Here is a 23022-nt window from a genome sequence, read left to right on the forward strand (position 1 = left end):
CGAGGACGGGCGTCGCGACACACCGTGGTCGGTGGCCAGGATGACGAGGACGGCCGTCGGGTGTCAGCCGGAGACGTGGTTCACGGCGGCGGCGAGGAGATCGTCCTGCGCGGGGGCGACCGCGCGCAGGTCGAGCACCAACCGCCCGTCCGTGATCCGGCCGACGACCGCGGGATCGTGGTTCCGCAGCGGTACGGCCAGCCGCTCCGCGACCGCGATGCCGGCGCTGGGCAGTTCCACGCCGGGCGCGCCGCCGCCGCCCACCCGGGCGATCGTGGAGACGACCTCCGCCCGCCCGGGGAGGCGGCGGGCGAGGAGGCAGGCCCGGTCGCGCAGCTCGGCGGGGGAGACGCGCAGAGCCCGGCGGATCGGCGGCTCGGGGCCCGACAGGGTCGCCTCGATCGCCGCCAGCGTCAGTTTGTCGACCCGCACGGCGCGGGCCATGGGATGGCGGCGCACCCGTTCCACCAGGTCGGCCCAGCCGAGCAGGAGCCCGGCCTGGGGTCCGCCGAGCAGCTTGTCGGCGCTGGCCGTGACCAGCGCCGCCCCCTCGCGCAGCGCGCCGGCGACGTCGGGCTCGCCGGGCAGGTACGGCTCCGCGTTCAGCAGCCCGGAGCCGACGTCGGCCACCACCGGAGGTCCAAGGGTGGCCAGTTCGCGCACGGGCGTCTCGGAGACGAAGCCCTCGATCCGGAAGTTCGACGGATGGATTTTCAGGATGAAGCCCGTCTCGGGCCCGCATGCCATGGCGTAGTCGGCGAGCTTCGTCCGGTTGGTGGTGCCGACCTCGCGGAGCCGGGCCCCGCTCGACGTGAGCAGCTCGGGGAGCCGGAACCCGTCGCCGATCTCGACCAGCTCGCCACGGCTGATCACGATCTCCTTGTCCCGCGCGAGCGCGGTGGCGGCGAGCAGCAGCGCGGCGGCGTTGTTGTTGACGATGTGCACGTCCTGCGCCTCGGGCACCGCCCGCGCGAGCGCGGCGAGAGCCGTACGGCCACGCTCGGCCCGCCGGCCGTCCGCCAGGTCGAACTCGACGTCGGCGTAGCCCGACGCCTGCCGAATCGCCTCGATCGCGGCTGCGGAGAGGGGAGCCCGGCCCAGGTTGGTGTGCACGAGGACGCCGGTGGCGTTGATCACGGCCCGGATGCCGCCCGCGTGCCCGGGCAGCAGGGTCAGCGCCACGTCCACGGCCTCTTCGGGAGCGGCCAGACCCTCGCGGATCCGCTGCTGGGCGTCGCGCACGGCGGCCTTGACGAGGTCGCGGCCGAGCGTCTCGCCGGCGGCCGTCAGCCGGGTGTCGGCCAGCATGGCGTCGGTGCGGGGCACGGCTCGGCGTCTGTCCACGATGGTGATCACTTCTGGTCAGGTGGGCTGCGGAGGCGGACGGGAATCGAACCCGCCGCGCCGAGATGCTCGGCGCCACCGGTTTTGAAGACCGGGAGGGCCACCAGGCGCCTTGACGCCTCCGGCACAGACTCTAACGGTTGCCATCTCAGGCCGTCGGGTGCGAACCGCCGGAGCTTTTCCTGGGCATCAGGGTGACCGGGATGACGCGGGGGACGTGCGGGCTGCCGCCCTCGATGCGCTGGACTCCGCCGGGGCGACCAGCGCTTACCTGCCGAACCTTGTTCTGGTAAGTATGGCCGGGTGACGATCGATGCCCGCACGCCCTGCCTCGTCGGTGTGGCCCAGCACACCGTCCGCGACCAGCCCGGCCCCGAACCCCTCGACCTATGGGAACACGTCGCCCGCGAGGCGGCGGCAGACGCGGGCGTGCCGGGCGTCCTGGCGCGCCTCGACTCGATCCAGATCGTCTACACCGAGTCCTGGCAGTACGACGACCCGGTGGCCCGGCTTGCCGGCCGCCTCGGGGCGACGCCTCGGCACCGCGCCTACTCCAGGGTGAGCGGCACCGCGCCGCAGCTCCTGATCGGCGCCGCCGCGGCCCGCATCCAGGCCGGCGAGCTGGACTCCGCCCTCGTCGCGGGGGCCGAGGCCCTCGCCACCCGCCGGGCCTGCCGCAGGTCGGGGGAGAAGGTCCGGTGGAGCCACGCCGCCGACCCCAAGCCCCCGTACGGGTGGGAACGCCCGCCGCATCCCGCCGAGCTGGCCCACGAGCTGTTCCTGCCGGTGCACACCTACGCGATCATGGACGTCGCCCGGCGGGCCAGGGACGGCCAGACCATCGCCGGCGAGCAGGCGGAGCGCGGACGGATCATGGCGCCGATGACCTCGGTCGCCGCCGCCAATCCGTACGCGTGGCACCGTACCGTGCGGACCGCCGCGGAACTGGTGACGCCGAGCGCCGAGAACCGGTTCGTGGGCTGGCCGTACACCAGGAGGACCGTCGCGGTGATGGAGGTCGATCAGGCCGCGGCCGTGCTCCTGGTCAGCACCGAGCTGGCCGACCGGCTGGGGATCCCCGGCGAGCGGCGGCTCTACCTGCGGGGCTGGGCCTACGCCGAGGACACGTGGGAGGTCGCCGCCCGGCCCGACCTCGCCTCGTCGCCCGCCATGCGGGCCGCCGCCGAGCAGGCGTTCGCCCGGGCCGGGACGCGGCTGGAGGACATGACGGCGCTCGACCTGTACAGCTGCTTCGCGGTGGCCCTCCGGTACGCCTGCGCCGCGCTCGGCCTCGACCCGTTCGATCCGCGCGGGCTCACGGTCACCGGCGGGCTGCCGTACGCCGGCGGGCCCGCCAGCGACTATGTGCTGCACTCGACCGCGGCGATGGCCGTGCGACTGCGCGAGCAAGGCGGGCACGGGCTGGTCACGGGGGTCGGCATGCATCTGACCAAGCACACCTCCGCGGTCTGGTCCGGTGTGCCCGGCGGCGGGTCCGGTCTGCTCGCCGCGGCCGCCGTGCCGGTCCATGTGGCGGAGCCCGTCGCGATCACGGCCGCCTACGAGGGGACGGCGACCGTCGCGGGGTACACGGTCGCGCACGGGCGGGACGGCGCCGCCGAACGGGGCGTGCTGATCGCCGATCTGCCGGACGGCAGCCGGGCCCATGCCTGGTTCGTCGAGCCTGATCTGATCGCCGATGCCGAGTCGCGCGAGCTGACCGGCGAATCCGTACGGCTGGTCCCGAACGGCTCCGTCAACCTGGCGAGATGGTAGACGCGTGCGGGGCCGGACGACGTCGGGACACGGATGCCGGGTGGACGCGACGGGGTGACGCGAGATCATGTCGCATGGTCGCCGGCGCCTTCGAGCGCCTCGGTGAGGAGGGCGACGCGACCGGGAGGCCGGTCCGGTCGCGCTCTCGATCGAGCACGGTTGCGAATTCGTGACCCGTGATGCCGACTTCGCCGAGTTCGAGGGCTTGCGCTCGCGGCATCCGCTGAACTGAACTGGTGAGAGGGCGGGCACCGGCCAGGTGTGCGCGGTGCATCCCAGAGGATGGCCCAGTGGCCGGTGACGGGCGACGCGACATCATCGACGCGGGGCCACGGCGGCGGCGTGTCGGCTGGATCGCCGTCGTGGCGCTCCTCGCGCTGATCGGGGTGCCGGTGATCGGGTTGCTGACCGGGCGGGAGAAGGAGCCCGAGCCCCAGCCGCCCTCGTCCTCCTCGTCGGTGCCGGCGCCGAGGTCGCAGCCGACGCTGAACCGGGTCGACGTACGGCCGAACGTGCTGATTCCCGACACCCGCAAGGACGGCGACCGAAGGGTGCTCGACGTCACCTTCCCCGACGGGACGCGAGCGAGGCTCAGCTACCCGGCCCGCCTGAAACTCGCCGAACTGGGCGTACGGCCGGCGGTCGGCGTGCGGCCCGGGAAGAGCGGCGAACTGCGCAGGCTCTACGCGCCGTTGCTGGGCGAGGTGGAGATCTCCGGCGGCGAGCCCATGCTCCGCCGCCTCACCGGCACCGTCGGGCTGTGGCCGCAGCGGGCGGGCCGGCTGGGCGGCGGGGGATATGTCATGGTCTTCACCTTCGGCCGGTGGAGCATGGCGATGGGTGACGACTACGCCCCCGAACTGACCTTCGAGCAGCGCATGGAGTTGGCGTTGGGAGTGCGCGGAAAGGTGGACCGTGCGGGATTCCTCGTGCTGACGGCCGGGGAGACCGCCTCGATCGGCCGGCCGGGCGAGCTGGCCGGCGGGGCGACGCTCGGGCCGCAACTCTGGTTCGGCGGCGGGATGGACCCGGTCGTGGTGCTCGCGCGCACTCCCGGGTGCGGGCCGCGATCGGTGCTGCCGCGTGTCGTCTCCGGCCGCGGCTACGCGGAGCGAAGCTGCCGGGGCGACATCCTGGTGGCCGCCGGCGGCGACCGCGACTTCGTCCGCCGGATCGTCCGGGACCTACGAGTGGACCCCCTCCCGCCACGTGGGCGATGACCTCCCCACACATCCCCGGGATGGAGATGGGTAAGGTTCGGAAATGTTTGCCGTTACCGCCGTACAGACCGATGCTGACAATCCGCTCGCGGGACTGGCTCTCGGAGAGCATCCGGAGCCGAAGGTGCCCGAGGGCTGGACCACGGTGACCGTCAAGGCGACCGCGCTCAACCACCACGACCTCTGGACCCTCAAGGGGGTCGGCATCAGGCAGGACCGGTTGCCGATCGTGCTCGGCTGCGACGCGGCGGGGCTCGACGAGGACGGGAACGAGGTGATCGTGCACTCCGTGATCGGCACGGGCGCGGACGAGACGCTGGATCCGAAGCGGTCGCTGCTGTCGGAGACGTACGACGGCACCTTCGCGGAACGCGTGGTCGTGCCCCGTCGCAACCTGGTGCCCAAGCCCGCGACGTTGACCTTCGCCGAGGCGGCGTGCCTGCCCACGGCCTGGCTGACCGCGTATCGGATGCTGTTCGACAAGGCGGGTCTGGAGCCTGGTTCGACGGTCCTCGTGCAGGGGGCGGGCGGCGGGGTCGCGACCGCGCTGATCGCGCTGGGCCGGGCGGGCGGTTACCGGATGTGGGCCACCAGCCGTTCGGAGCAGAAGCGGGAACGGGCCCTGGAGCTGGGCGCCGACCAGGTGTTCCCGACCGGCGCCAGACTGCCGGCGCGGGTGGACGCGGTGATGGAGACGGTCGGGCAGGCCACCTGGGACCACTCGCTGAAGTCGCTGCGCCCCGGCGGCCGGATCGTCGTCTCGGGCGCGACCTCGGGTCAGACCCCGTCGGCCGAGCTGAACCGGGTGTTCTTCCTGCAGCTCTCGGTGATCGGTTCCACGATGGGCACCCGTGACCAGCTCGCCCGGCTGGCGACCTTCCTCGATCAGACGGGGGTCAGGCCGGTGATCGACCGGTCGATGCCCCTGACGGACGCCCGCGACGGTTTCGCCGCGATGCACGAGGGCGACCTGTTCGGCAAGGTGGTCTTCACGCAGTAAGCAGTCGGTTACTCCGGTCGGACTCCTGGTGATACAAAGGAGAGAAGGATGTATCACCGGGAGGTCGCCATGAGCGCAGAACCCGAACACGAGCTGAAGCCGTTCGGCCCGGACTCGCTCCTCTGGGAGGGCATGGGAGACGTCCGGCTCGTGTTCCTGCTCGGCGGGGCGCTGATCATGCAGGTCATGCATCCGGCGATCGGCGCCGCCGTCGGCGAGCAGTCGGTCTATCGCACCGACCCGTGGGGCAGACTCACCCGCTCCCTGACCTCACTGCAGAAATGGGTGTACGGCGGGCCCGCCGCGATCGAGGAGGGCCGGCGGCTCAGGGCGCTCCATCGTGACATCAAGGGCGTAGACCTACAGGGCAGGAAATATCATGCTCTAAGCGCTGAGCCGTACGCCTGGGTGCACCTGACGGCCTTCGAGCGGTCCGTCACCAGCGCCCGCTACTTCGGCGAGCCGGTCACCATGGAGCGACAGCGCCGGATGTATGCAGAGATCATGCACCTCGGCCGCATCCTCCAGGTGCCCGAGCGGATGTTCCCGCCGACCGTCGAAGACTACTGGCGCTACTTCGACCGCATGGTCGCCGACACTCTCGAAGACCATCCCACCGCCCACGACGTGCTCGACGCGGTGTCGGGCGTCGGCCCGCCGCCGATGCTGCCCCCGGCCTTCGGCCCGCTCTGGCGCCCGCTCGGCCTGACCTCCGGGCGGATCAACCATTTCGTCACCGTCGGCACCCTGCCGCCCGCCGTACGGGAGAAGCTCGGCCTGTCGTGGAGCGCCCGTGACGAGCGGCGGTTGCGCGCCCTCGGGCGGGCGGTCGCGGCGCTGACCCCGCACCTGCCCGAACGGGTGCGTTATCTGCCGATCGCCTACCACGCCCGCCGCGCCGCGCGTTCCCGCGCGCGCCTGGAGCAGGCGCTGCGTGCGGCATGAACCTCCTGCTGAGACTGGCCGCGACGGACAGCACGGAAGACGCCCCGGCGAACCGCATCCTCGACGCGGCCCTCGCCGGATTCCTCGACACCGGGCTCAGGCGTACCACCATGGAGGAGGTCGCCCGCCGCGCCGGCGTGTCCCGGATCACCGTCTACCGGCGCTTCCCCCGCAGGGACGACCTGGTCGAGGCCGTGATCATGCGGGAGCTGCGCGGGTTCCTCGCCGCGTTCGACGCGGTCGTCTCGCCGCTCCCCACGCTGGAGGAGCAACTGGTCGAGGGGTTCGTGGTCACGCTCAGGCATGTGCGCGGGCATCCCCTCCTCACCCGCGTCCTCGCCGACGAGCCCGACCTGCTGCTTCCGTACCTCACCGTGGGCGCCGGTCCCGGCCTCGACCTCGCCACCGACTTCCTGATCGAACGCGCCGCCCGCTTCGGGGTGCCGGCCGAGGAGGCCGCCCCCGTCGCCGAGACCTGTGTACGGCTGGCGTTGTCGTTCGTGCTGACTCCCGGTGGCCGGGTGCCCCTCGGGGAGGAGGAGCAGGCCCGGCGGTTCGCCAGAAGTTGCCTGGTCCCGCTGTTGCGGCGGTCCTGATCGGAAGATCGGGGGGCGTAGGCCCGCCAGCATGATCATCTGAGCGTGTCGCGGATGCGGGCGGCGGCCTCGTCGAGGATGACCTTGCACTCCTCGATCTTGGCCTCGGTCAGCGGGCCGTCGAAGGCGTCGCTCCTGACCTGAGCCACGAAGTCGGCCAGCGCCTCGCCCAGCGCGGTGTCCAGCTCGGCGCGCTGCGCGGAGTCCTGCACCCCGCCGAGCGTCGACCACGCGTCGGTCCAGAGGTGCCGCCACTCGCCGGCCCAGCGGCCGCCCTCGGCACGCCAGTCCTTCACGTGCTCGCGCCACTCCCCGGCCTGCTCACGCGCGATCCGCTGCCACTCCGACCGGTGCTCCTGCTGTGCGCGCTTCCACTCCGCCTGGTGCTCCTGCTGCGTGCGCTTCCACTCGGCCTTCTGCTCGCGCCAGGTGCCCGCGCTCGCGCCCCCTTCGCGCCGCACGTCGCGGGCCATCTGGGTGAGCTCCTCGCGCAGCGACTTGACCGTGTCGCGGACGTCCTCCTTGACCTCCCTGGCGATGTCGCGCACCGACTCGGAGATCTCCAGCTCCAGGTCCGCCAGCTCGTCCATCCGGCCGTTGAGCTCTGCCCGGCCCTTGTCGGTCAGCGAGAACACCTTCTTGCCGTCGATGACCTCATGGGTCACCAGCCCTTCCTCCTCCAGGCGGGCCAGGCGCGGGTAGATCGTCCCCGGCGAGGGGGAGTAGACCCCGAGGAACCGGTCCTGGAGCAGCCGGATCACCTCGTAACCGTGCCGGGGGCTCTCCTCCAGCAGCTTCAGCAGATACAACCTCAGACGGCCGTGGCCGAAGACCGGGCTCATGACTTCTCCCCCTTGAGCAGAGTGACGTCCGCGGAGATGGTGGCCGCCGACAGGGACGCCATGCCGCCGCCGAGCCGCCCCGCCAGCGATCGGGATCCGGGGGCGGTGTGGTCACGGCCGTTCAGCGCGGCGAAGGTGCTGTCCAGACGCCCGGAGGTGGAGCGCAGGCTCACGTCCGTGTCGACGTCCGGCGGCAGCCGTACGACTATGGCGCCGGAGACGCTGTTCAGCGTCACGTGGCCGGTCGGCGGCAGCCTGAGGTCGGCGGTGATCCGCCCGGACATCGTCTTGGCGCGCAGCCTGCGCGGGGTGCCGTCGGCGACGGTTAGCTCGCCGGAGACGCTGGTGAAGGACAGGTCGCCGGTGAGACTGCGGCTCTCGACCGCGCCGCTGACGGTCTCGGCGTGCACGTCGCCGCTCACGCCGTCGAGGATGATCTCACCGGAGACGCTCTTCACCCGCGTCCGGTTCTCGAAGCCCGCGACCAGCGCGGAGGCCGAGATCACGCCCGCCTGGACCGGGCAGTCCTTCGGGACGGTGAGGGTCAGCGTCGTGGTGCGTTTGCCCGGCCGCAGCCAGCCGAGCATCCCCTCCCACGTCAGGTCCTTGTACGCCACGGTGAGTGTGCCGTCCTCGTCGTGTGTGACGATCAGCGGCGGTGTGCCGATCTCGGTGACCTCCAGGGTCGGCGGCCCGTCACTCGCCAGCACGGCCAGCCGACCGGCCACGATCCGGACGTTGAGTGTCCGGACCGGCCCGAACGTGAGCTGTTCGGGCCCCTCTATCTCCCACTGGGACATTGACTTCGCCCTTCGCTACGCGACACCCTACACAAGACACGATATGTCGTGTCTTGGAAAAGTCAAGATGTATCGCGTTTTGGGGCCAGGCTACTCGTCCTCGTCGTCCAGCCGCGCGAGCCACGTGGCGAGCCGCTCCACCGGAGTCTCGAAGTCGGGGTTCAGATCGACGAACTCCCGCAGCCGCTCCGCCAGCCACCCGACACTGACCTCCTCCTCCCCTCGCCGCTCGACCAGCTCCTCGATGCCCCGATCCGTGAAGTACATCCTTCTCCTCTATCTCCGACCCAGGCGATCCGCCAGGTCCGGTGCGGGAACCCACGCGTTCGCCCGCCCTCGTCTGACTCTAGCCAGCAAACCCCGCCCCTCCAGCTCCTGGAGGTCGGTACGGGCCGTCTGCAACACCACCCCGTGACCCGCCGCGTGCGAGGCGACGGTGTACTCGGCCGCCGGATGCTCGGCGGCATCCATCAACAGGGTGACCTGCCGGGAGGCCAGTACGGTCTGCATGCGCCGTACGGCCGTCGCCGTCCTCGAAGGGACGGACCATGAAGGGTACGCCGGTCACACGGGTGAGGGGGCGGGACGTACGAGGAGTCCGAGGCCGCATCGGCGAAGTCGCACAGCCGCTGGAGTGGCCTGGCAGGCTCTAGCGCTCGGTCGAGTCGACGGCGGAGAGCAGCCATAGGCTGTCGGCTTCGAGCCACAGTTCGCGCCAGGGAGGCGGTCGTTGCGGCATTCTCATCTCGTGACCTGCCAAAATTAGCAGTTACTAGCAGCTACATAGCTGCTAGTAACTGCCAAATTTAGCAGGTGGTGGCCCGCGTCGGCCGCTCCCGGCTGAGTGGTGGTGCTCAGCCGGGAGACGAGGTCAGCCGAAGATCTGCGTGGCGATCTGCTCCAGCTCGTTGTCGTGGGCGGCGTGTGAGCCGACCGCGGGAGAGGAGTTGGGCTTGCGGGAGACCCGGCGCAGGGTGCGCCCGCCGAGAGAGTCGGGGTGCTCGGTGAGCTTGAGGGTCAGGTAGGGCCACGGGCCCATGTTGACCGGCTCGTCCTGCGCCCAGATCAGCTCGACGTCGCTCGGGTAACGGGAGAGCTCGGCCTGGATCTCCTCGGTCGGGAACGGGTAGAGCCGCTCCAACCGGACGAGCGCCACGTCGTCACGCTCACGCTTGGTACGTGCGGAGGCCAGGTCGTAGTAGACCTTGCCGGAGCACAGCACCACCCGGCGGACCCGCGAGGGGTCGACCGTGCTGTCGCCGATGACCGGCTGGAAGGCGCCCGAGGTGAACTCGTCCACGCTCGACGCGGCCGCCTTGAGCCGCAGCAGCCACTTGGGCGTGAAGACCACCAGCGGCCGATGACGGTCGGACAACGCCTGCCACCGCAGCAGGTGGAAGTAGTTGGCCGGGGTCGTCGGCTGCGCGACGGTCATGTTGTCCTGCGCGCAGAGCTGGAGGAACCGCTCGATCCTGGCGGAGGAGTGGTCCGGGCCCTGGCCCTCGTAGCCGTGCGGCAGCAGCAGCACGACCGACGAGCGCTGGCTCCACTTCTGCTCACCGGCCGAGATGAACTCGTCGATGATCGTCTGAGCGCCGTTGACGAAGTCGCCGAACTGGGCCTCCCAGGCGACCAGCGCGTCCGGGCGGACCACGCTGTAGCCGTACTCGAAGCCCAGCGCCGCGAACTCGCTCAGCAGCGAGTCGTAGACGTAGAACTTCGTCGTACCGTGGTTGAACGCCTTCAGCGGGGTGTGGTCCTCGCCGGTGACCCGGTCGACCAGCACGGCGTGCCGCTGGCCGAAGGTGCCTCGCCGGGAGTCCTGCCCGACGAGACGGACCGGGCGGCCGTCGATCAGCAACGAGCCGAATGCGAGCGTCTCGCCCATCGCCCAGTCGATCGAGCCCTCCGCCACCATCTGGCCGCGGCGCTGGATCACCGGCGCCAGCCTCGGGTGGATGGTGAAGCCCTCCGGCATGTTGAGCTGGGTCTCCACGACCCGCTTGACGGTCTCCTCGGAGATCGCCGTCGGGGTGTCGTTGTGCGACCAGGGGACCACCTCGTGGTCCACCGGACGGGAGAACTCGCCGGTGTGCTCCTTGAGCGCCTCGCGGGTCTCGGTGAAGGCCCGCTCCAGCCGCTCCTGGTAGTCGCGGAGCGCCTGCTCAGCCTCCTCCACCGTGATGTCGCCCCGGCCGATCAGCGCCTCGGTGTAGAGCTTCCTCGTCGACCGCTTGGCGTCGATCAGGTCGTACATCAGCGGCTGGGTGAACCCGGGGTTGTCGGTCTCGTTGTGACCGCGACGCCGGTAGCAGACCAGGTCGATGACGACGTCCTTGCGGAACGCCTGGCGGTACTCGAACGCCAGCCGGCCGGCCCGGACGACCGCCTCCGGGTCGTCGCCGTTGACGTGGAAGATCGGCGCCTGGATCATCCGCGCCACGTCGGTGGCGTAGACGGACGAACGTGAGGACGCCGGGGAGGTGGTGAAACCGACCTGGTTGTTGACCACCACGTGGACGGTGCCGCCGGTGCGGTAGCCGCGCAGCTGAGACAGGTGCAGCGTCTCGGCCACGACGCCCTGGCCGGCGAAGGCCGCGTCGCCGTGGACGAGCAGCGGCAGGACCGTGAAGCCCTCCTCGCCCCGCTCCAGCAGGTCCTGCTTGGCGCGGACCACGCCCTCCAGGATCGGGTCGACCGCCTCCAGGTGGGAGGGGTTGGCGACCACCGAAGCGGTGATCTTCTTCCCGTCGGGGGAGACGAAGTCGCCCTCGGAGCCCAGGTGGTACTTCACGTCGCCGGAGCCGTGCGCGCTGCGCGGGTCGAGGTTGCCCTCGAACTCGCCGAAGATCTGGCCGTAGGACTTGCCCACGATGTTGGCCAGCACGTTGAGCCGCCCGCGGTGCGCCATGCCGATGACGACCTCGTCGAGGTCCTCCGCCGCGGCCTCGGCGATCACCGAGTCGAGCAGCGGGATCAGCGACTCGCCGCCCTCCAGCGAGAACCGCTTCTGGCCGACGAACTTCGTCTGCAGGAAGGTCTCGAACGCCTCGGCCGTGTTGAGCCTGCGCAGGATGTGGAGCTGCTCCTCGCGGTCAGGCTTGGCGTGCGGCCGCTCCACCCGGGACTGGATCCAGGCACGCTCCTCCGGACCCTGAATGTGCATGTACTCGATGCCGACGGTGCGGCAGTAAGTGTCACGCAGCACGCCGAGGATCTCGCGCAGCTTCATCAGCGGCTTGCCGCCGAAGCCGCCGGTGGCGAACTCCCGCTCCAGGTCCCACAGGGTCAGCCCGTGCGACTGGATGTCGAGGTCGGGGTGGCGACGCTGCTTGTACTCCAGCGGATCGGTGTCGGCCATCAGGTGACCGCGCACCCGGTAGGCGTGGATCAGCTCGATCACCCGGGCGGACTTGGCCACGTCATCGTCGTGCGTGGCCGAGACGTCACGGGTCCAGCGGATCGGCTCGTACGGGATCCGCAGCGCCTCGAAGATCTCGTCGTAGAAACGGTCCTCGCCCAGCAGCAGCCGGTGGATCTGCCGCAGGAAGTCGCCCGACTGGGCGCCCTGGATGATCCGGTGGTCATAGGTGCTGGTGAGCGTCATGACCTTGCTGACCGCGAGGCGCGACAGCGTGTCGGGCGAGGCCCCCTGGTACTCCGCGGGGTATTCCATCGCGCCGACGCCGATGATCGTGCCCTGCCCCGGCATCAGGCGCGGCACCGAGTGGACGGTGCCGATCGTGCCCGGGTTGGTCAGGCTGATCGAGGTGCCCGCGAAGTCGTCGACGCTCAGCTTGCCGCCGCGCGCCTTCCGGACGACCTCTTCGTACGCCATCCAGAACTGGCGGAAGTCCATCGTCTCCGCCGCCTTGATCGACGGCACCAGGAGCTGGCGTGAGCCGTCGCTCTTCTGCACGTCGATCGCGAGTCCGAGACCGACGTGCTCCGGCTTGACCAGTACCGGCTTGCCGTCGACCTCGGCGTAGGAGTGATTCATGTCCGGCATCGTCTGGAGCGCCTTGACGATCGCGTAACCGATCAGGTGCGTGAACGACACCTTCCCGCCGCGCCCGCGCGACAGGTGGTTGTTGATGACGATCCGGTTGTCGACGAGCAACTTCGCCGGCACGGCCCGCACGCTCGTCGCGGTGGGAACCGTGAGCGAGGACTCCATGTTCGCCGCGGTGCGGGCGGCCGCGCCACGCAGGCGCACCTCTTCCGCACCCGCGGGAACGGGCGTGCTCTTCGCCGTGTCCTTGGCCGGGGGGGCCTTGACAGGAGCCGTCTGGGTGATCTTGGCCGCCGGGGGAGCTGGTGGAGCCTGGGGCTCGGCCGCGGCTGCAGAGCCGTTGGCCGAACTCGGAGCCGCGGCGGCGCGGCCAGGTCCGTTGTCGGGGTTGTAATCAGCGAAGAAATTCCACCAGGCCCGGTCGACAGACTCCGGGTCCTGAAGGTATTTCTGGTACAGCTCGTCGACAAGCCACTCGTTCTGCCCGAAGCTTGCCAGCGGGTTTGTCCGCGACGACTCAGACGACACGGCGGAAATCGCCCTCTTCCGCAGATCGGCGTTGATGATAGAGAACCTGTTCAAGGTTACTCGCCCTTGCAGGCGCCGAGTGCCGCTCGGCACCTGGGCCCAGGCTCGATCCTCCCAGGACACTCCAAAGAGGTCACCATCGGGTAGCCCATCAGGGGGGTTTCCTCCTACAGCGCATAGGACAGGCGGCTGTCACCGGGCGGTCATACCAGCGGAAAGTCTGTCGCGCGGGTTTGTAGCGAAGGGGCCACGGCAAGGCGGTGCTGTCACGGCGCCCGGCCGGGCGCGCCCGAGTGCCGTGGGTCCACGGACGGCGACCACCCCCCTGGCTGGGCGCCAAGGGGGCTTGCCGTACGGCTGAGGTCAGCGGTCCCGTCAGCCCCGCTGGCCGGCCTGCCAAAGCTCGGGTTAGCGGCAGGTTTTGCCGTTGAGGAGGAACAGGTCGGGGACGGGGTTCGCGGTGGGGGTGGTCTTGCCGACGAAGCCGAAGGTGGTGGATTGGCCGGGGCGGAGCCGCCCGTTGTAGGGGAGGCTCTTGGCGGTGACGGTGCCGGCCGACTGGGTCAGGGTGGCGCCCCAGTGGTTCTTCAGGGTCTGGCCGGCCAGGAAGGACCAGCGCAGGGTCCAGCCGTCCAGGGTGGTGCGGCCGGTGTTCTTGATGTCGACCTGGGTGGTGAAGCCGTCGGGCCACTGGCCGTGCCTGGTGTAGGTCACGCGGCAGTCGGCGGCCTCGGGGAGCGGAGCCGCGAGGTAGGCGGAGATCCAGGAGAGCGGCGAGTTCCAGTTGATGGTCAGTTCGTTGGTCGCCCAGGACTCGATGTCGTCGATGTAGCAGAACTGCGGCTTGCAGTCCTTGAGGAGCCGTTGCGCGATCGGGTCCTGGATGGCGGAGTTGGGCCCGCCCGCCAGGGTGCCCTTGGGCGGGTTGGGCAGGGCGGGGTCGAGCTGGTTGGCGTACCAGCGGCTGTGCTGGTTCTTCGACGCCACCTCGCCGTAGCCGGTCACGTACGAGTGGTTGAGCGCGTTCCGGCCGAGCAGGTAGTCCATGCCCTCCAGCACGCCGTCGAGATACTTCCGGTCGCCGCTCAGGTCGTGGGCGACGGCCATCACCACCATGTTGTTCAGGATCAGGTTGTTGGAGCCCCAGTCGTAGGTGTTCTCCGCGGGCGCGTACGGCACGCCGTACGGGTGGGCCCGCTGGGTGGCGAGATACTTCCCGGCCCCGGCCAGCACCGAGGCCCGTACGGCGTCGCGGCCGGGCAGGGCGTTGGGCACCGAGGCGAGCTGGAGACGGCCGAGCTGCGCCGTGTTGCCCCAGTCGAAGCCGCGCTCGCGCCAGATGTCGGCGGTGTGGTGCGGCGAGGCGAGCACGTAGTCCTGGTACTCCTTCTCGCCGGTGCTGATGTAGAGCTCGGCGGCGGCCCAGTAGAACTCGTCGGTCACGTCGCCGTCGTTGTAGGCGCCGCCGCCGATGCCGTCGTTCGGGTCGGCGTAGCGGGCCGGGTTCGCCTTGGCGGCGGCCCACGCCTTGCGGGCCGCGGCGAGGTTCTCGGCGGCGAAGGCCGCGTCGTAGGGCGCGTAGAGGCGGGCCGCCTGCGCGGCGGTCGCGGCCAGGTTGAGCGTGGCGGCGGTGGAGGCGGGGTGCAGCTCGCGTTTCTGCGGGTCGAGGTGGGGGAGCAGCGGCAGCCCGGTCCACTGCGCGTCGTGGATCTTGTGATGCGCCATCCCCGCGTACGGCTCGCCGTCCGGGACCTGCATGCTGAGCAGGAACTCCTGTTCCCAGCGGGCTTCGTCGAGGATGTCGGGCACCCCGTTGCCGCTCTCCGGGATGGCCAGCTCGCCGTCCTTGAACAGGCCGAGCGTCTTGCCGCGTTCGAAGGCGGCCATCAGCTGGTGGACGGAGATGCCGCCGTTGACGACGTACTTGCCGTGGTCGCCGGCGTCGTACCAGCCGCCCTTGACGTCGAGGGTGTAGTCGCAGACGCCGGGCTGACAGGGGACCCGCACGTCACCCTGGTTGGGGGCGGTCCCCGCGTGCCCGGCCGGCCTGCCGTACCCGGGGCGGAGGCTGTCGAGGATCTCGATGCCGCTGCGCTGGGTGTAGTAGAACTTCAGCGCGTCGGTCCGCAGCGACTCGTACAGGCCGGCGCCGATGTCGAAGGGGCGGCTGGTCTCGCCGTCGGCCTCCAGCGTGTAGCCGGTGCCGGCGGTGCGGTAGGCGCCGAAGTCGATGGCGTGCACGTTCTGGCCCGAGCTCTGGTCGAGGCCGCGCGGCGTGGTCTGGCCGTCCGCCACGACGTCGCCGGCGGCGTCCTTGAGCCGCCAGGCCGTCGCCTCGGTCCGCTCGGTGACCACGGTGGCGTTCTTCGGGCCCGCGGGCCGGTAGCCGACCATGTTCACGCGGACGCGCGGGCCGGTGTCGGGTTCGTACACCTCGGGATCCGCTCCTCCCTTGAGCGAGACGTCGTCCACGCAGAATCGCCACGGTTCGGCGCTGCCGCCGAGTTGGAAGGCGACCTGGGCGTTGGGCAGGTCGACCGGTGCGGTGAAGGTGTAGTCGTAGGTGTCGCCGGAGACGCTGAGCACGGGGGAGGCGCCGAGATACTGGGTGTACGGGTCGGTGGGGAGCTGGATGAGGGCCTTGGCCGGCTTGGCGGAGCTCGCGGCGGCGGTGAAGGTGTAGGCGTAGGTCTCGCCCTGCACCAGCGGGACGCCGTCCTGGCCGATGATGACGTCCCACGGGTTGACGGTGCCGCCGGGGACGTCGGCGCAGAGCCGGCCGCCGTCGAGTTCGAGCCGCGTGTTGGCGGTGGCCCACCAGGGTTCCGTGGCGGTGTCGAAGGTGCCGTTGACGATCTGCTCGGGGGGATCGTCCGCTTGAGCGGGTGCGGTGGATAAGGCGGCCAGCAGGGCCGCGACGATGGCGAGAGAAGTGGTCACGAGGGTCCTCGGGGGTTGTGGGAGCGCTCCCATAGGCGCGCCCCTCGATTGTTTCCACCGGGTTTCACCGCAGTCAATGAAGTCGCCCGCCGGGCCGGTCGTCCTGCGGGTGGGCCGCTGAAACTTACATTGCAAGGGAACCTTTGCAAACTTCCCCTTGCGGTTCTACGATCAACCGGTATGAGCGAGGTTTTCCGCGTCACCGACCCGCGAACTCTCAAGGCCGTCGCCCACCCGCTGCGCGCCCGGATGCTGAGCCTGCTCAGGTTCGACGGCCCGGCGACGGCCACCGAGCTGGCGCGAAAGGTCGGCGAGAGCTCGGGCCTGACCAGCTATCACCTCCGCGAGCTGGCCAGATACGGCTTCATCGAGGAGGACCCCGAGCAACGCGACGCCCGCGAGCGCCGCTGGCGGGCCGCACACATGTACACGTCGTGGCGGTCCGGCGAGATGTCGGCGACCCCCGAGGGACGCGAGGCCGACGAGTTCATGCGCCGTCGCCAGATCGCCAACCTTCTGCACGACCACGAAGCCTTCGGGCAGCGCATGGACACGATGAGCAGGGAGTGGGTCGACGCGTCGGGCATGGCCGACGAGATCGTACGGCTGACGCCCGGCTCGATGGCCGCGCTCTGGGAACACTGGGCGCGATTCTCCAGCGCGCTCCAGGAGCTCGCGAGGAACGACGCGGGCGACCCGGCGGCCGAAGAGGTGGCCGTCTACATGTACGCCATCCCGCGCGACCCCGAAGGCGAGTGACCCATGGGCTCCCACGTCCTGACCGCCCGGTCGGCCGGGCGGCGCTACGCGCTGATCAGCTTCCTGAACTGGCTCCCCAGTGGGCTGATGATGGCCCCGATGGTCCTGCTGATGGCCGAGCGGGGCATCGGCATCGCCGAGATCGGCGTGATCACGGCCGTCTACTCGGCGGTGTGCATCGCGCTCGAACTGCCGACGGGCGGACTGGCCGACGTGCTGAGCCGCCGGGTCGTGCTGGCCGCCTCGGCGGCGTTCGGCCTGGTGGGGCTGGCCGTGATGGCCTTCTCGGTCGCGCCGTGGCAGTTCCTGGTGGCCTCGGTGCTCAAGGGCGTGTCCCGGGCGCTGTCGAGCGGTCCCGCACAGGCGTGGTACGTCGACACGCTGCACGCCGTGGCGGGGCCGGACGCCGACCTGAAGCCGGGGCTGGCGCGGGGCGGGGCGGCGGGCTCGATCTCGCTCTGCGTCAGCATGCTGGCCGGCGGGTTCGTGCCGCTGGTCGTGCCGGAGGGACCGATCACGCCGCTGGCCGTACCGGTTCTGGCGGGCGCGGCGGCGTCGGGGCTGCTGCTGGTGGCCGCGCTGGTGGCGATGCCCGAGCCGGCCCGCCCGCGCACCACGCTCGGCGCCGTGCTGCGCGACGTGCCGGTGACGATCCGTGCGGGCCTGCGGCTCGGGCTGCGTGACCGGGGCCTGAGCCGGCTGCTGCTGGTCGCCCTCACGGTGGGCGTCGTGCTCGGCGCGATCGAGCTGCTCACCCCCGGCCGGCTGGCCGAACTGACCGGGCGGCCGGAGACCGGCGGCACGGCGTACGCGGTCGTCGCGGCGCTGGGCTTCGGCGCCCACGCGCTCGGTAGCTCGCTCGTGCCCGCGCTCGCCCGGCTGGCCGGGAGTTCGGTCAGGGCGGCGATCGCGGCGACGGTGGTCACCGCGCTGGCCGCCGGCGCGCTGGCGGCGTCCACCGCGCTGGACGGCCCGCCCGGCGTCGTCGCCGCCGCCGTGGCCTATGTGGCGCTGTTCGCCGCGTTGTCGGTGCTCACCCTGCTGCGGACCGAGATGATGCACCACCGGGTGCCCTCCGCCCAGCGTGCGACGCTCATGTCGGTCGACTCGCTCCAGCTCCAGTTCGGCGGCATGGTCGCCTCGGTGGCGGGCGGCCTGCTCGCCGCCGGTGCGGGCACGGGCCTCGTCTGGGGGATCGCCGCCGTGATCCTGCTGGCCGGGGCGTTGCTGTTCGTACGGCTGCCCGCTCCCGCCGTGGTGTCCTCGACGCCGGTGAACGCCCCCGGGTAGAACATGATTCTGCGGGGAGGGCAGAATCGTAGCCTGCGAAAGGAGTTCGGGGATGCGCATGGTGACACCGGCGAACGAGGCTCAGCGGGAAGCGTGGCGGACGGGAGGGTTCCCGGTCGTGGAGCGGGTCCGGCCGGGGGTGTGGTCGATCCCGGTGCCCATCCCGATCAACCCGTTGCGATACGTGCTGGTCTACGCCCTTGAGCTGCCCGACGGCGTCGCCATCATCGACGCCGGCTGGAACACCGAGGAGGCGTACTCCGGGCTCGTCGAGGGGCTCCGGATCGCCGGATACGAGATCACCGACGTGCGGGCCGTACTCGTCACGCACATCCACCCCGACCACTACGGGCTGGCCGGACGGGTGCGCGAGGAGTCGGGGGCCTGGATCGGGCTGCATCCGGCGGACGCGCGGCTGGTCCACGAGCGCTATGACGACGAGGCGATCGAGTCGCTGATCGACAAGGAGCGCGGGCTGCTGCTCAGGTGCGGCGTTCCCGAGCCGGCGGCCGAGGAGCTGGCGGGCGCCTCGAAGATGATCAGGTCGTTCGTCTCGATGGCCAAGCCCGACCGGTTGATCGAGGACGGCGAGCGGCTCGACCTGCGCGGCTGGAACCTTCAGGCCGTGTGGACGCCCGGTCACTCGCCCGGTCACCTGTGCTTCGTCGAGCAGGACCGGCGGCTGCTGTTCTCCGGCGACCACGTGCTCGCCAAGATCACGCCGATGGTGGCCGTGCATCCGCAGTCGGCGCCCAATCCGCTGGCCGACTACCTGGAGGCGCTGACCGCCATCCGGAAGTGGGAGGTGGACGAGGTGCTGCCCGCCCACGAGTACCGCTTCCTCGGACTCGCCGAGCGGGTGGACGACGTGCTGGCGCACCACGAGGAGCGGCTGACCGAGATCGAGGCGGTGCTCGCCTCGGCCGACGGCGTCAGCTGCTGGGCGACGGCCACCCGCCTCACCTGGTCGCGGCCGTGGGAGACGATCCCGTCGTTCATGCGTCGCAGCGCCAACAACGAGACGCTCGCGCACCTCGTCTGGCTGGAGGCGCGGGGACGGGCCCGGCGGGTGATCGGGGAGCCGGATCTCTGGTATTCCCTATAAATCAAGTAGGTAATATTGACTTAGCCCTACGGGGTGCGTAGCTTTTCGGATATGAGCCAGGTCGTCCTCTATCTGACCCGGCGCGCGCATGTCGACTTCTGCCGCGTCGGCAGCGCCCAGTGTCGCTGATCACGGCGCCCGCTTGCCCGTGACCGTGATCAGCCCTCAGGAGTTTCGCATGCCCGAAATCGCGCTGCCGCCCGAAGGCGACAAGCACTGGTACGACCTTCCCGACGACGAAACCGAACTCGACGACGATCCCCCCGCCCTTTCCGTCCCTCCCGTCGTCCCATGGGCGCGGACCCCGTTCCTCAAGCAGTTCCTCGTACGGCTGGAGCGCCGCTTCGCTATCTGGAGGACCACCTGATGACCGGCAGGAAGATGCATCTCAACGCCTTCCTCATGGGCGTTGGACACCACGAGGCGGCCTGGCGGCACCCGCGCACCGAGCCGTCCCGGGTCACCGACGTGCGGCACTACCAGGACCTGGCGCGGACCGCCGAGCGGGGCAGGCTCGACTCCGTGTTCCTGGCCGACGGCCTGGCCGTGCGCGGGAACGTGCGCCACAACGCGTTCGGCGGTCTTGAGCCGCTGACCCTGCTGGCGGCCCTGGCCACGGTGACCGAGCGGATCGGCCTGATCGCGACCGCGTCCACGACGTACAACGAGCCGTTCCACCTCGCGCGCAAGTTCGCCTCGCTGGACCACATCAGCGGCGGCCGGGCCGGCTGGAACATCGTGACCTCGGCGGGCGAGGCGGAGGCGCTCAACTTCGGCATCGAGCGCCCGGCCCACAGCGAGCGGTACGACAGGGCGGAGGAGTTCGTCGAGGTCGCCACCAAGCTGTGGGACAGCTGGGCGGACGACGCCCTGGTGATCGACCGCTACACCGGGATATTTTCGGACACCGAGAAGATTCGCCCGATCGAGCATCACGGCCGGCACTTCCATGTGCACGGGCCGCTCAACAGCTCGCGGTCGCCCCAGGGCCATCCGCTGCTGGTCCAGGCGGGCTCCTCCGAGGAGGGCAAGGAGTTCGCGGCCCGCCACGCCGAGGCCGTCTTCACCGCCCAGCAGACCCTGGAGGACGCCCAGGAGTTCTACGCCGACCTCAAGGCCCGCCTGCCCAAGTACGGCCGCCACGACGTGAAGATCCTGCCGGGCATCTCACCGATCATCGGCTCGACCGAGCGAGAGGCGCTCAGGCTGGAGCGCGAGCTGGAAGAACTGATCACCCCCGCGTACGGCGTGGCGCAGCTCTCCGGCATCCTCGGCGTCGACCTGTCGGACCAGCCGCTCGACGGCCCGCTCCCCGCCCTGCCCGCGAGCACGGAGGGCGCGCAGAGCCGGTTCAAGCTGGTCACCGACTTGGCGCGGAGAGAACGCCTGTCCATCCGCGAGCTGATCGGGCGCCTCGCGGGCGGCAGAGGGCACCGGGTGATCGCCGGAACACCCGAGCAGATCGCCGACCAGCTCCAGGAGTGGTTCCAGTCGGGAGCCGCGGACGGCTTCAACGTGATGCCGCCGCACCTGCCCGGCGGGCTGGAGGACTTCGTCGACCACGTCGTCCCGGAACTGCAGGTGCGCGGCCTGTTCCGGTTCGACTACGAAGGGCGCACCCTGCGCGACCACTACGGGCTGCCGCGTCCGGCCGCCCGTCGTGACGAGGTCGCGGCGGTGGCCTCATGACCGTCGTCGCCCTGGTGGGCAACCCCCGCACGGGCTCCCGCACGTACGGCGCGGCGGTGGCGGCGGCCGAAGCGGTCGCGAGCAGGATCGGCGAGCCCGCCCCGCCCGACGTCGTCGACCTCTCCGCGCTGGCCCCCGTGCTGCTGGCGCCCGTCCCGTCGGCGGGCGTGGAGGTCGCCCTCGAACTGGTCACCGGAGCCGATGTGCTGGTGGTGGCGTCCCCGACGTACAAGGGCACCTACACGGGTCTGCTCAAGGCGTTCCTCGACCGGCTGCCCTCGGGCGCACTGTCGCGCACCGCGGCGCTCCCGCTGCTGGTCATGGGCGACCCGGCGCACAGCCTCGCGGTGGAGGTGCACCTGCGCCCGCTGCTGGTCGAACTGGGGGCCTTCGTCCCCACGCCCGGCCTGGCGCTGCTGGAGTCGCAGCTCGCCGATCTCGACGACGTGCTCGCCGCCTGGGCGGACAGGGTCGCCCCGCAGGTGGCGGGGGTAGTCCGAAGAGAAGGAGTGAGATCGTGACCGACATCGCCGCCGAGCAGGCCGTGCAGGCCGAGGGTTTCCGCAGGGCCCTCGCCGTGCACGCGGCCGGAGTCGTGGTCGTCACCGCCAGATCGGGGGGCCTGCCCGTCGGGCTCACCGCCACCTCCTTCTCCTCCGTCAGCCTGAACCCGCCGCTGGTCTCCTTCTACGTGGACCAGTCGTCCACCACGTGGCCCTGGCTCCGCGAGGCCGGCCACTTCGCGGTGAACGTGCTCGCCAACCACCAGGCGGAGATCGCCTCCAGATTCGCCCGCAAGGGGATTGACCGGTTCGCCCCGCCCACCACCTGGCGTCCCGGCCCGCTCGGCGTGCCATTGATCGACGGCGCGTCGGCCCACCTCGTCTGTGCTCCGCACACCACGATCGAGGTGGGCGACCATCACCTCGTGGTCGGCCTGGTCACCGAGGCCCGGCTCGGCCCGACCGGCCGCCCGCTGCTCTACCACCGCGGCCGGTTCGGCAGATTCATCCCGTACGGCTAGCCGTACCGTTCCCGGCTTGTCGAGGGGGAGGCCGGGGCCGGTTTCCCCGGCGCGGCGGTGCATACGGCGCGTGTGCCGCCGCGCCGGCCGTACGGAATTCTCCCGGTGGTTTCGCATGGTTGACCGTGTGCCGCCGAGGGCGTCATTCACAGCCTTGGGGGACATCGGTACAGCCGTTGGCGCTCGCCCTCACCGCCGCCACGGCCCTCGGGCTGCTCCTCGGGGTTCGCGCCCCGGCTCGTCCTGTCCATCGCCGGCGGTCAGCCGCGCACGTGCAGCCCGAAACCCGTGCGGCCCGCGGGCTCCAGGCCCTCCACCAGGTGCAGCGAGGGGATCTCGTAGTCACCGAAGTTCTGCCGCCGGAACGCGATCGGCTCGGTCGACTCCAGGGTGAGCAGGCGCTGCTCCCAGGCCTTGGCGATGTCCGGGTAGTCCTCGCTGGTCATCCGGTCGGTGCTGTACAGCACGAACGGCGGCAGCACCTCGATGCCCGGGTAGTAGAGGATGCCGTGGTGGATCGGGAACAGCAGATCGTCGATGGGGCCGTTGATCCCGCGAGCGGCGTAATGCGACTCCGGGCCGCCGGCGGTCACCGACAGCAGAGCCTTCCTGCCCGCGAGGGTGCCTTCGCCGAAGCGCTCGCCGTACTTGGTGTCGCTGTGCTCGCCGACGCCGTACGCGAAGTGGTAGGTGAACACCCGGTCCACCCAGCCTTTGAGGATCGCGGGCATCGTGTACCACCACAGCGGGAACTGGAAGATGATCGTGTCGGCCCACAGCAGCTTCTCCTGCTCGGCGAGAATGTCCGGGGTGAGCGTCCCGGCGTCGAAGGCCCGGCCCGAGTCCAGGGCGACCTTCAGCGGACTTGAGGCGTCAGGGCCGTAGTCCGCGGCGTCCACGACCGCCTTCCAGTTCATCGCGTACAGATCGCTCACCCGTACCTCGTGCCCGGCGGTCTCCAATGTGGACACCGCGAGGTCCTTCAGCGAGCTGTTGAGCGACTTCGGCTCCGGGTGGGCGTAGACGATCAGCGTCTTCATGGGAACTCCTTCGGGTCGGGTGCCTTCGATTCTGGGAGTTGCGGCGCCCGGCGTTCAGGGGCGCCTCTTCCATCGGACGGGACTTCCTGGTAATGGCAGGACCACCTTCACG

At 70.7% G+C, this 23022-nt stretch carries 20 protein-coding genes and 1 tRNA gene; 12 read left to right on the forward strand and 9 right to left on the reverse strand.

The annotated features are described in order from the left end of the window. Window positions 1-63: 63 nt before the first annotated feature. Together selA and MBA17_RS13590 are read right to left on the reverse strand one after the other, a co-directional pair. Window positions 64-1344, reverse strand: a complete 1281-nt coding sequence (selA, locus tag MBA17_RS13585) for an L-seryl-tRNA(Sec) selenium transferase (RefSeq protein ID WP_238496784.1) — start codon at window positions 1342-1344, stop codon at window positions 64-66. Between the two features lie 28 nt (window positions 1345-1372). Beyond that, a tRNA-Sec gene (locus MBA17_RS13590) sits at window positions 1373-1467 on the reverse strand. Window positions 1468-1647: 180 nt separating this feature from the next. Here MBA17_RS13590 and MBA17_RS50405 point away from each other — a divergent pair. From MBA17_RS50405 to MBA17_RS13615, 5 genes are all read left to right on the forward strand, one after another. Beyond that, entirely contained in the window at window positions 1648-3120 is a 1473-nt protein-coding gene (locus tag MBA17_RS50405) for an acetyl-CoA acetyltransferase (protein ID WP_238496785.1), read from the forward strand. 290 nt (window positions 3121-3410) lie between these two features. Beyond that, window positions 3411-4340, forward strand: coding sequence for a hypothetical protein (locus MBA17_RS13600; protein WP_238496786.1), 930 nt, complete (start codon window positions 3411-3413; stop codon window positions 4338-4340). Between the two features lie 43 nt (window positions 4341-4383). After that, window positions 4384-5340, forward strand: coding sequence for a zinc-binding dehydrogenase (locus tag MBA17_RS13605; protein ID WP_238496787.1), 957 nt, complete (start codon window positions 4384-4386; stop codon window positions 5338-5340). Window positions 5341-5409: 69 nt separating this feature from the next. After that, window positions 5410-6285: an oxygenase MpaB family protein gene (locus MBA17_RS13610; RefSeq protein ID WP_238496788.1), complete on the forward strand. Its 876-nt coding sequence runs from the start codon at window positions 5410-5412 to the stop codon at window positions 6283-6285. After that, window positions 6282-6881 (forward strand): TetR/AcrR family transcriptional regulator, encoded by a 600-nt coding sequence (locus tag MBA17_RS13615; protein WP_238496789.1) that lies wholly within the window; start codon window positions 6282-6284, stop codon window positions 6879-6881. Before MBA17_RS13610 ends, MBA17_RS13615 begins: the two co-directional genes overlap by 4 nt. A gap of 35 nt (window positions 6882-6916) precedes the next feature. Here MBA17_RS13615 and MBA17_RS13620 read toward each other — a convergent pair whose 3' ends face one another. The 6 genes from MBA17_RS13620 to MBA17_RS13645 form a co-directional block, all read right to left on the reverse strand. Further along, a complete protein-coding gene (locus MBA17_RS13620) occupies window positions 6917-7723 on the reverse strand; it encodes a PadR family transcriptional regulator (protein ID WP_238496790.1) in 807 nt (268 codons plus the stop codon). Next, window positions 7720-8523 carry a DUF4097 family beta strand repeat-containing protein gene (locus MBA17_RS13625; RefSeq protein ID WP_238496791.1) on the reverse strand — a complete coding sequence of 268 codons (804 nt, stop codon included), beginning with the start codon at window positions 8521-8523 and terminating at the stop codon, window positions 7720-7722. The genes MBA17_RS13620 and MBA17_RS13625 overlap by 4 nt, the downstream gene beginning before the upstream one ends. Before the next feature lie 90 nt (window positions 8524-8613). After that, the gene (locus MBA17_RS13630; protein ID WP_238496792.1) at window positions 8614-8790 is read right to left on the reverse strand and encodes a DUF6104 family protein; all 177 of its coding nucleotides are present in this window, start codon (window positions 8788-8790) and stop codon (window positions 8614-8616) included. A gap of 9 nt (window positions 8791-8799) precedes the next feature. Beyond that, the gene (locus MBA17_RS13635) at window positions 8800-9033 is read right to left on the reverse strand and encodes a DeoR/GlpR family DNA-binding transcription regulator (RefSeq protein ID WP_238496793.1); all 234 of its coding nucleotides are present in this window, start codon (window positions 9031-9033) and stop codon (window positions 8800-8802) included. A gap of 361 nt (window positions 9034-9394) precedes the next feature. Further along, complete coding sequence (locus MBA17_RS13640; RefSeq protein ID WP_238496794.1) at window positions 9395-13063, reverse strand: multifunctional oxoglutarate decarboxylase/oxoglutarate dehydrogenase thiamine pyrophosphate-binding subunit/dihydrolipoyllysine-residue succinyltransferase subunit; 3669 nt, start codon at window positions 13061-13063, stop codon at window positions 9395-9397. A gap of 408 nt (window positions 13064-13471) precedes the next feature. Further along, entirely contained in the window at window positions 13472-16003 is a 2532-nt protein-coding gene (locus MBA17_RS13645; protein WP_238496795.1) for a glycoside hydrolase family 9 protein, read from the reverse strand. 180 nt (window positions 16004-16183) lie between these two features. Here MBA17_RS13645 and MBA17_RS13650 point away from each other — a divergent pair, with 180 nt between their 5' ends. The 7 genes from MBA17_RS13650 (at window position 16184) to MBA17_RS13680 (ending at window position 21870) form a co-directional block, all read left to right on the forward strand. Then, window positions 16184-16762 (forward strand): ArsR/SmtB family transcription factor, encoded by a 579-nt coding sequence (locus MBA17_RS13650; protein ID WP_238496796.1) that lies wholly within the window; start codon window positions 16184-16186, stop codon window positions 16760-16762. A gap of 3 nt (window positions 16763-16765) precedes the next feature. Further along, window positions 16766-18052 (forward strand): MFS transporter, encoded by a 1287-nt coding sequence (locus tag MBA17_RS13655; protein ID WP_238496797.1) that lies wholly within the window; start codon window positions 16766-16768, stop codon window positions 18050-18052. 52 nt (window positions 18053-18104) lie between these two features. Then, window positions 18105-19157 (forward strand): MBL fold metallo-hydrolase, encoded by a 1053-nt coding sequence (locus MBA17_RS13660; protein ID WP_238496798.1) that lies wholly within the window; start codon window positions 18105-18107, stop codon window positions 19155-19157. Between the two features lie 178 nt (window positions 19158-19335). After that, window positions 19336-19524, forward strand: a complete 189-nt coding sequence (locus MBA17_RS13665; RefSeq protein WP_238496799.1) for a hypothetical protein — start codon at window positions 19336-19338, stop codon at window positions 19522-19524. Next, entirely contained in the window at window positions 19524-20846 is a 1323-nt protein-coding gene (locus MBA17_RS13670; protein ID WP_238496800.1) for an LLM class flavin-dependent oxidoreductase, read from the forward strand. The genes MBA17_RS13665 and MBA17_RS13670 overlap by 1 nt, the downstream gene beginning before the upstream one ends. Next, a complete protein-coding gene (locus MBA17_RS13675; protein WP_238496801.1) occupies window positions 20843-21367 on the forward strand; it encodes an NADPH-dependent FMN reductase in 525 nt (174 codons plus the stop codon). Before MBA17_RS13670 ends, MBA17_RS13675 begins: the two co-directional genes overlap by 4 nt. Beyond that, entirely contained in the window at window positions 21364-21870 is a 507-nt protein-coding gene (locus tag MBA17_RS13680) for a flavin reductase family protein (protein WP_238496802.1), read from the forward strand. Before MBA17_RS13675 ends, MBA17_RS13680 begins: the two co-directional genes overlap by 4 nt. A 260-nt stretch (window positions 21871-22130) precedes the next feature. Here the strand turns inward: MBA17_RS13680 and MBA17_RS13685 are convergent, their stop codons facing one another. After that, entirely contained in the window at window positions 22131-22910 is a 780-nt protein-coding gene (locus tag MBA17_RS13685) for an NAD(P)H-dependent oxidoreductase (RefSeq protein ID WP_238496803.1), read from the reverse strand. Window positions 22911-23022 lie beyond the last annotated feature (112 nt).

This window comes from Dolomitihabitans soli (genome assembly GCF_022213955.1).
Classification (GTDB): Bacteria; Actinomycetota; Actinomycetes; order Streptosporangiales; family Streptosporangiaceae; genus Streptosporangium_A; species Streptosporangium_A soli.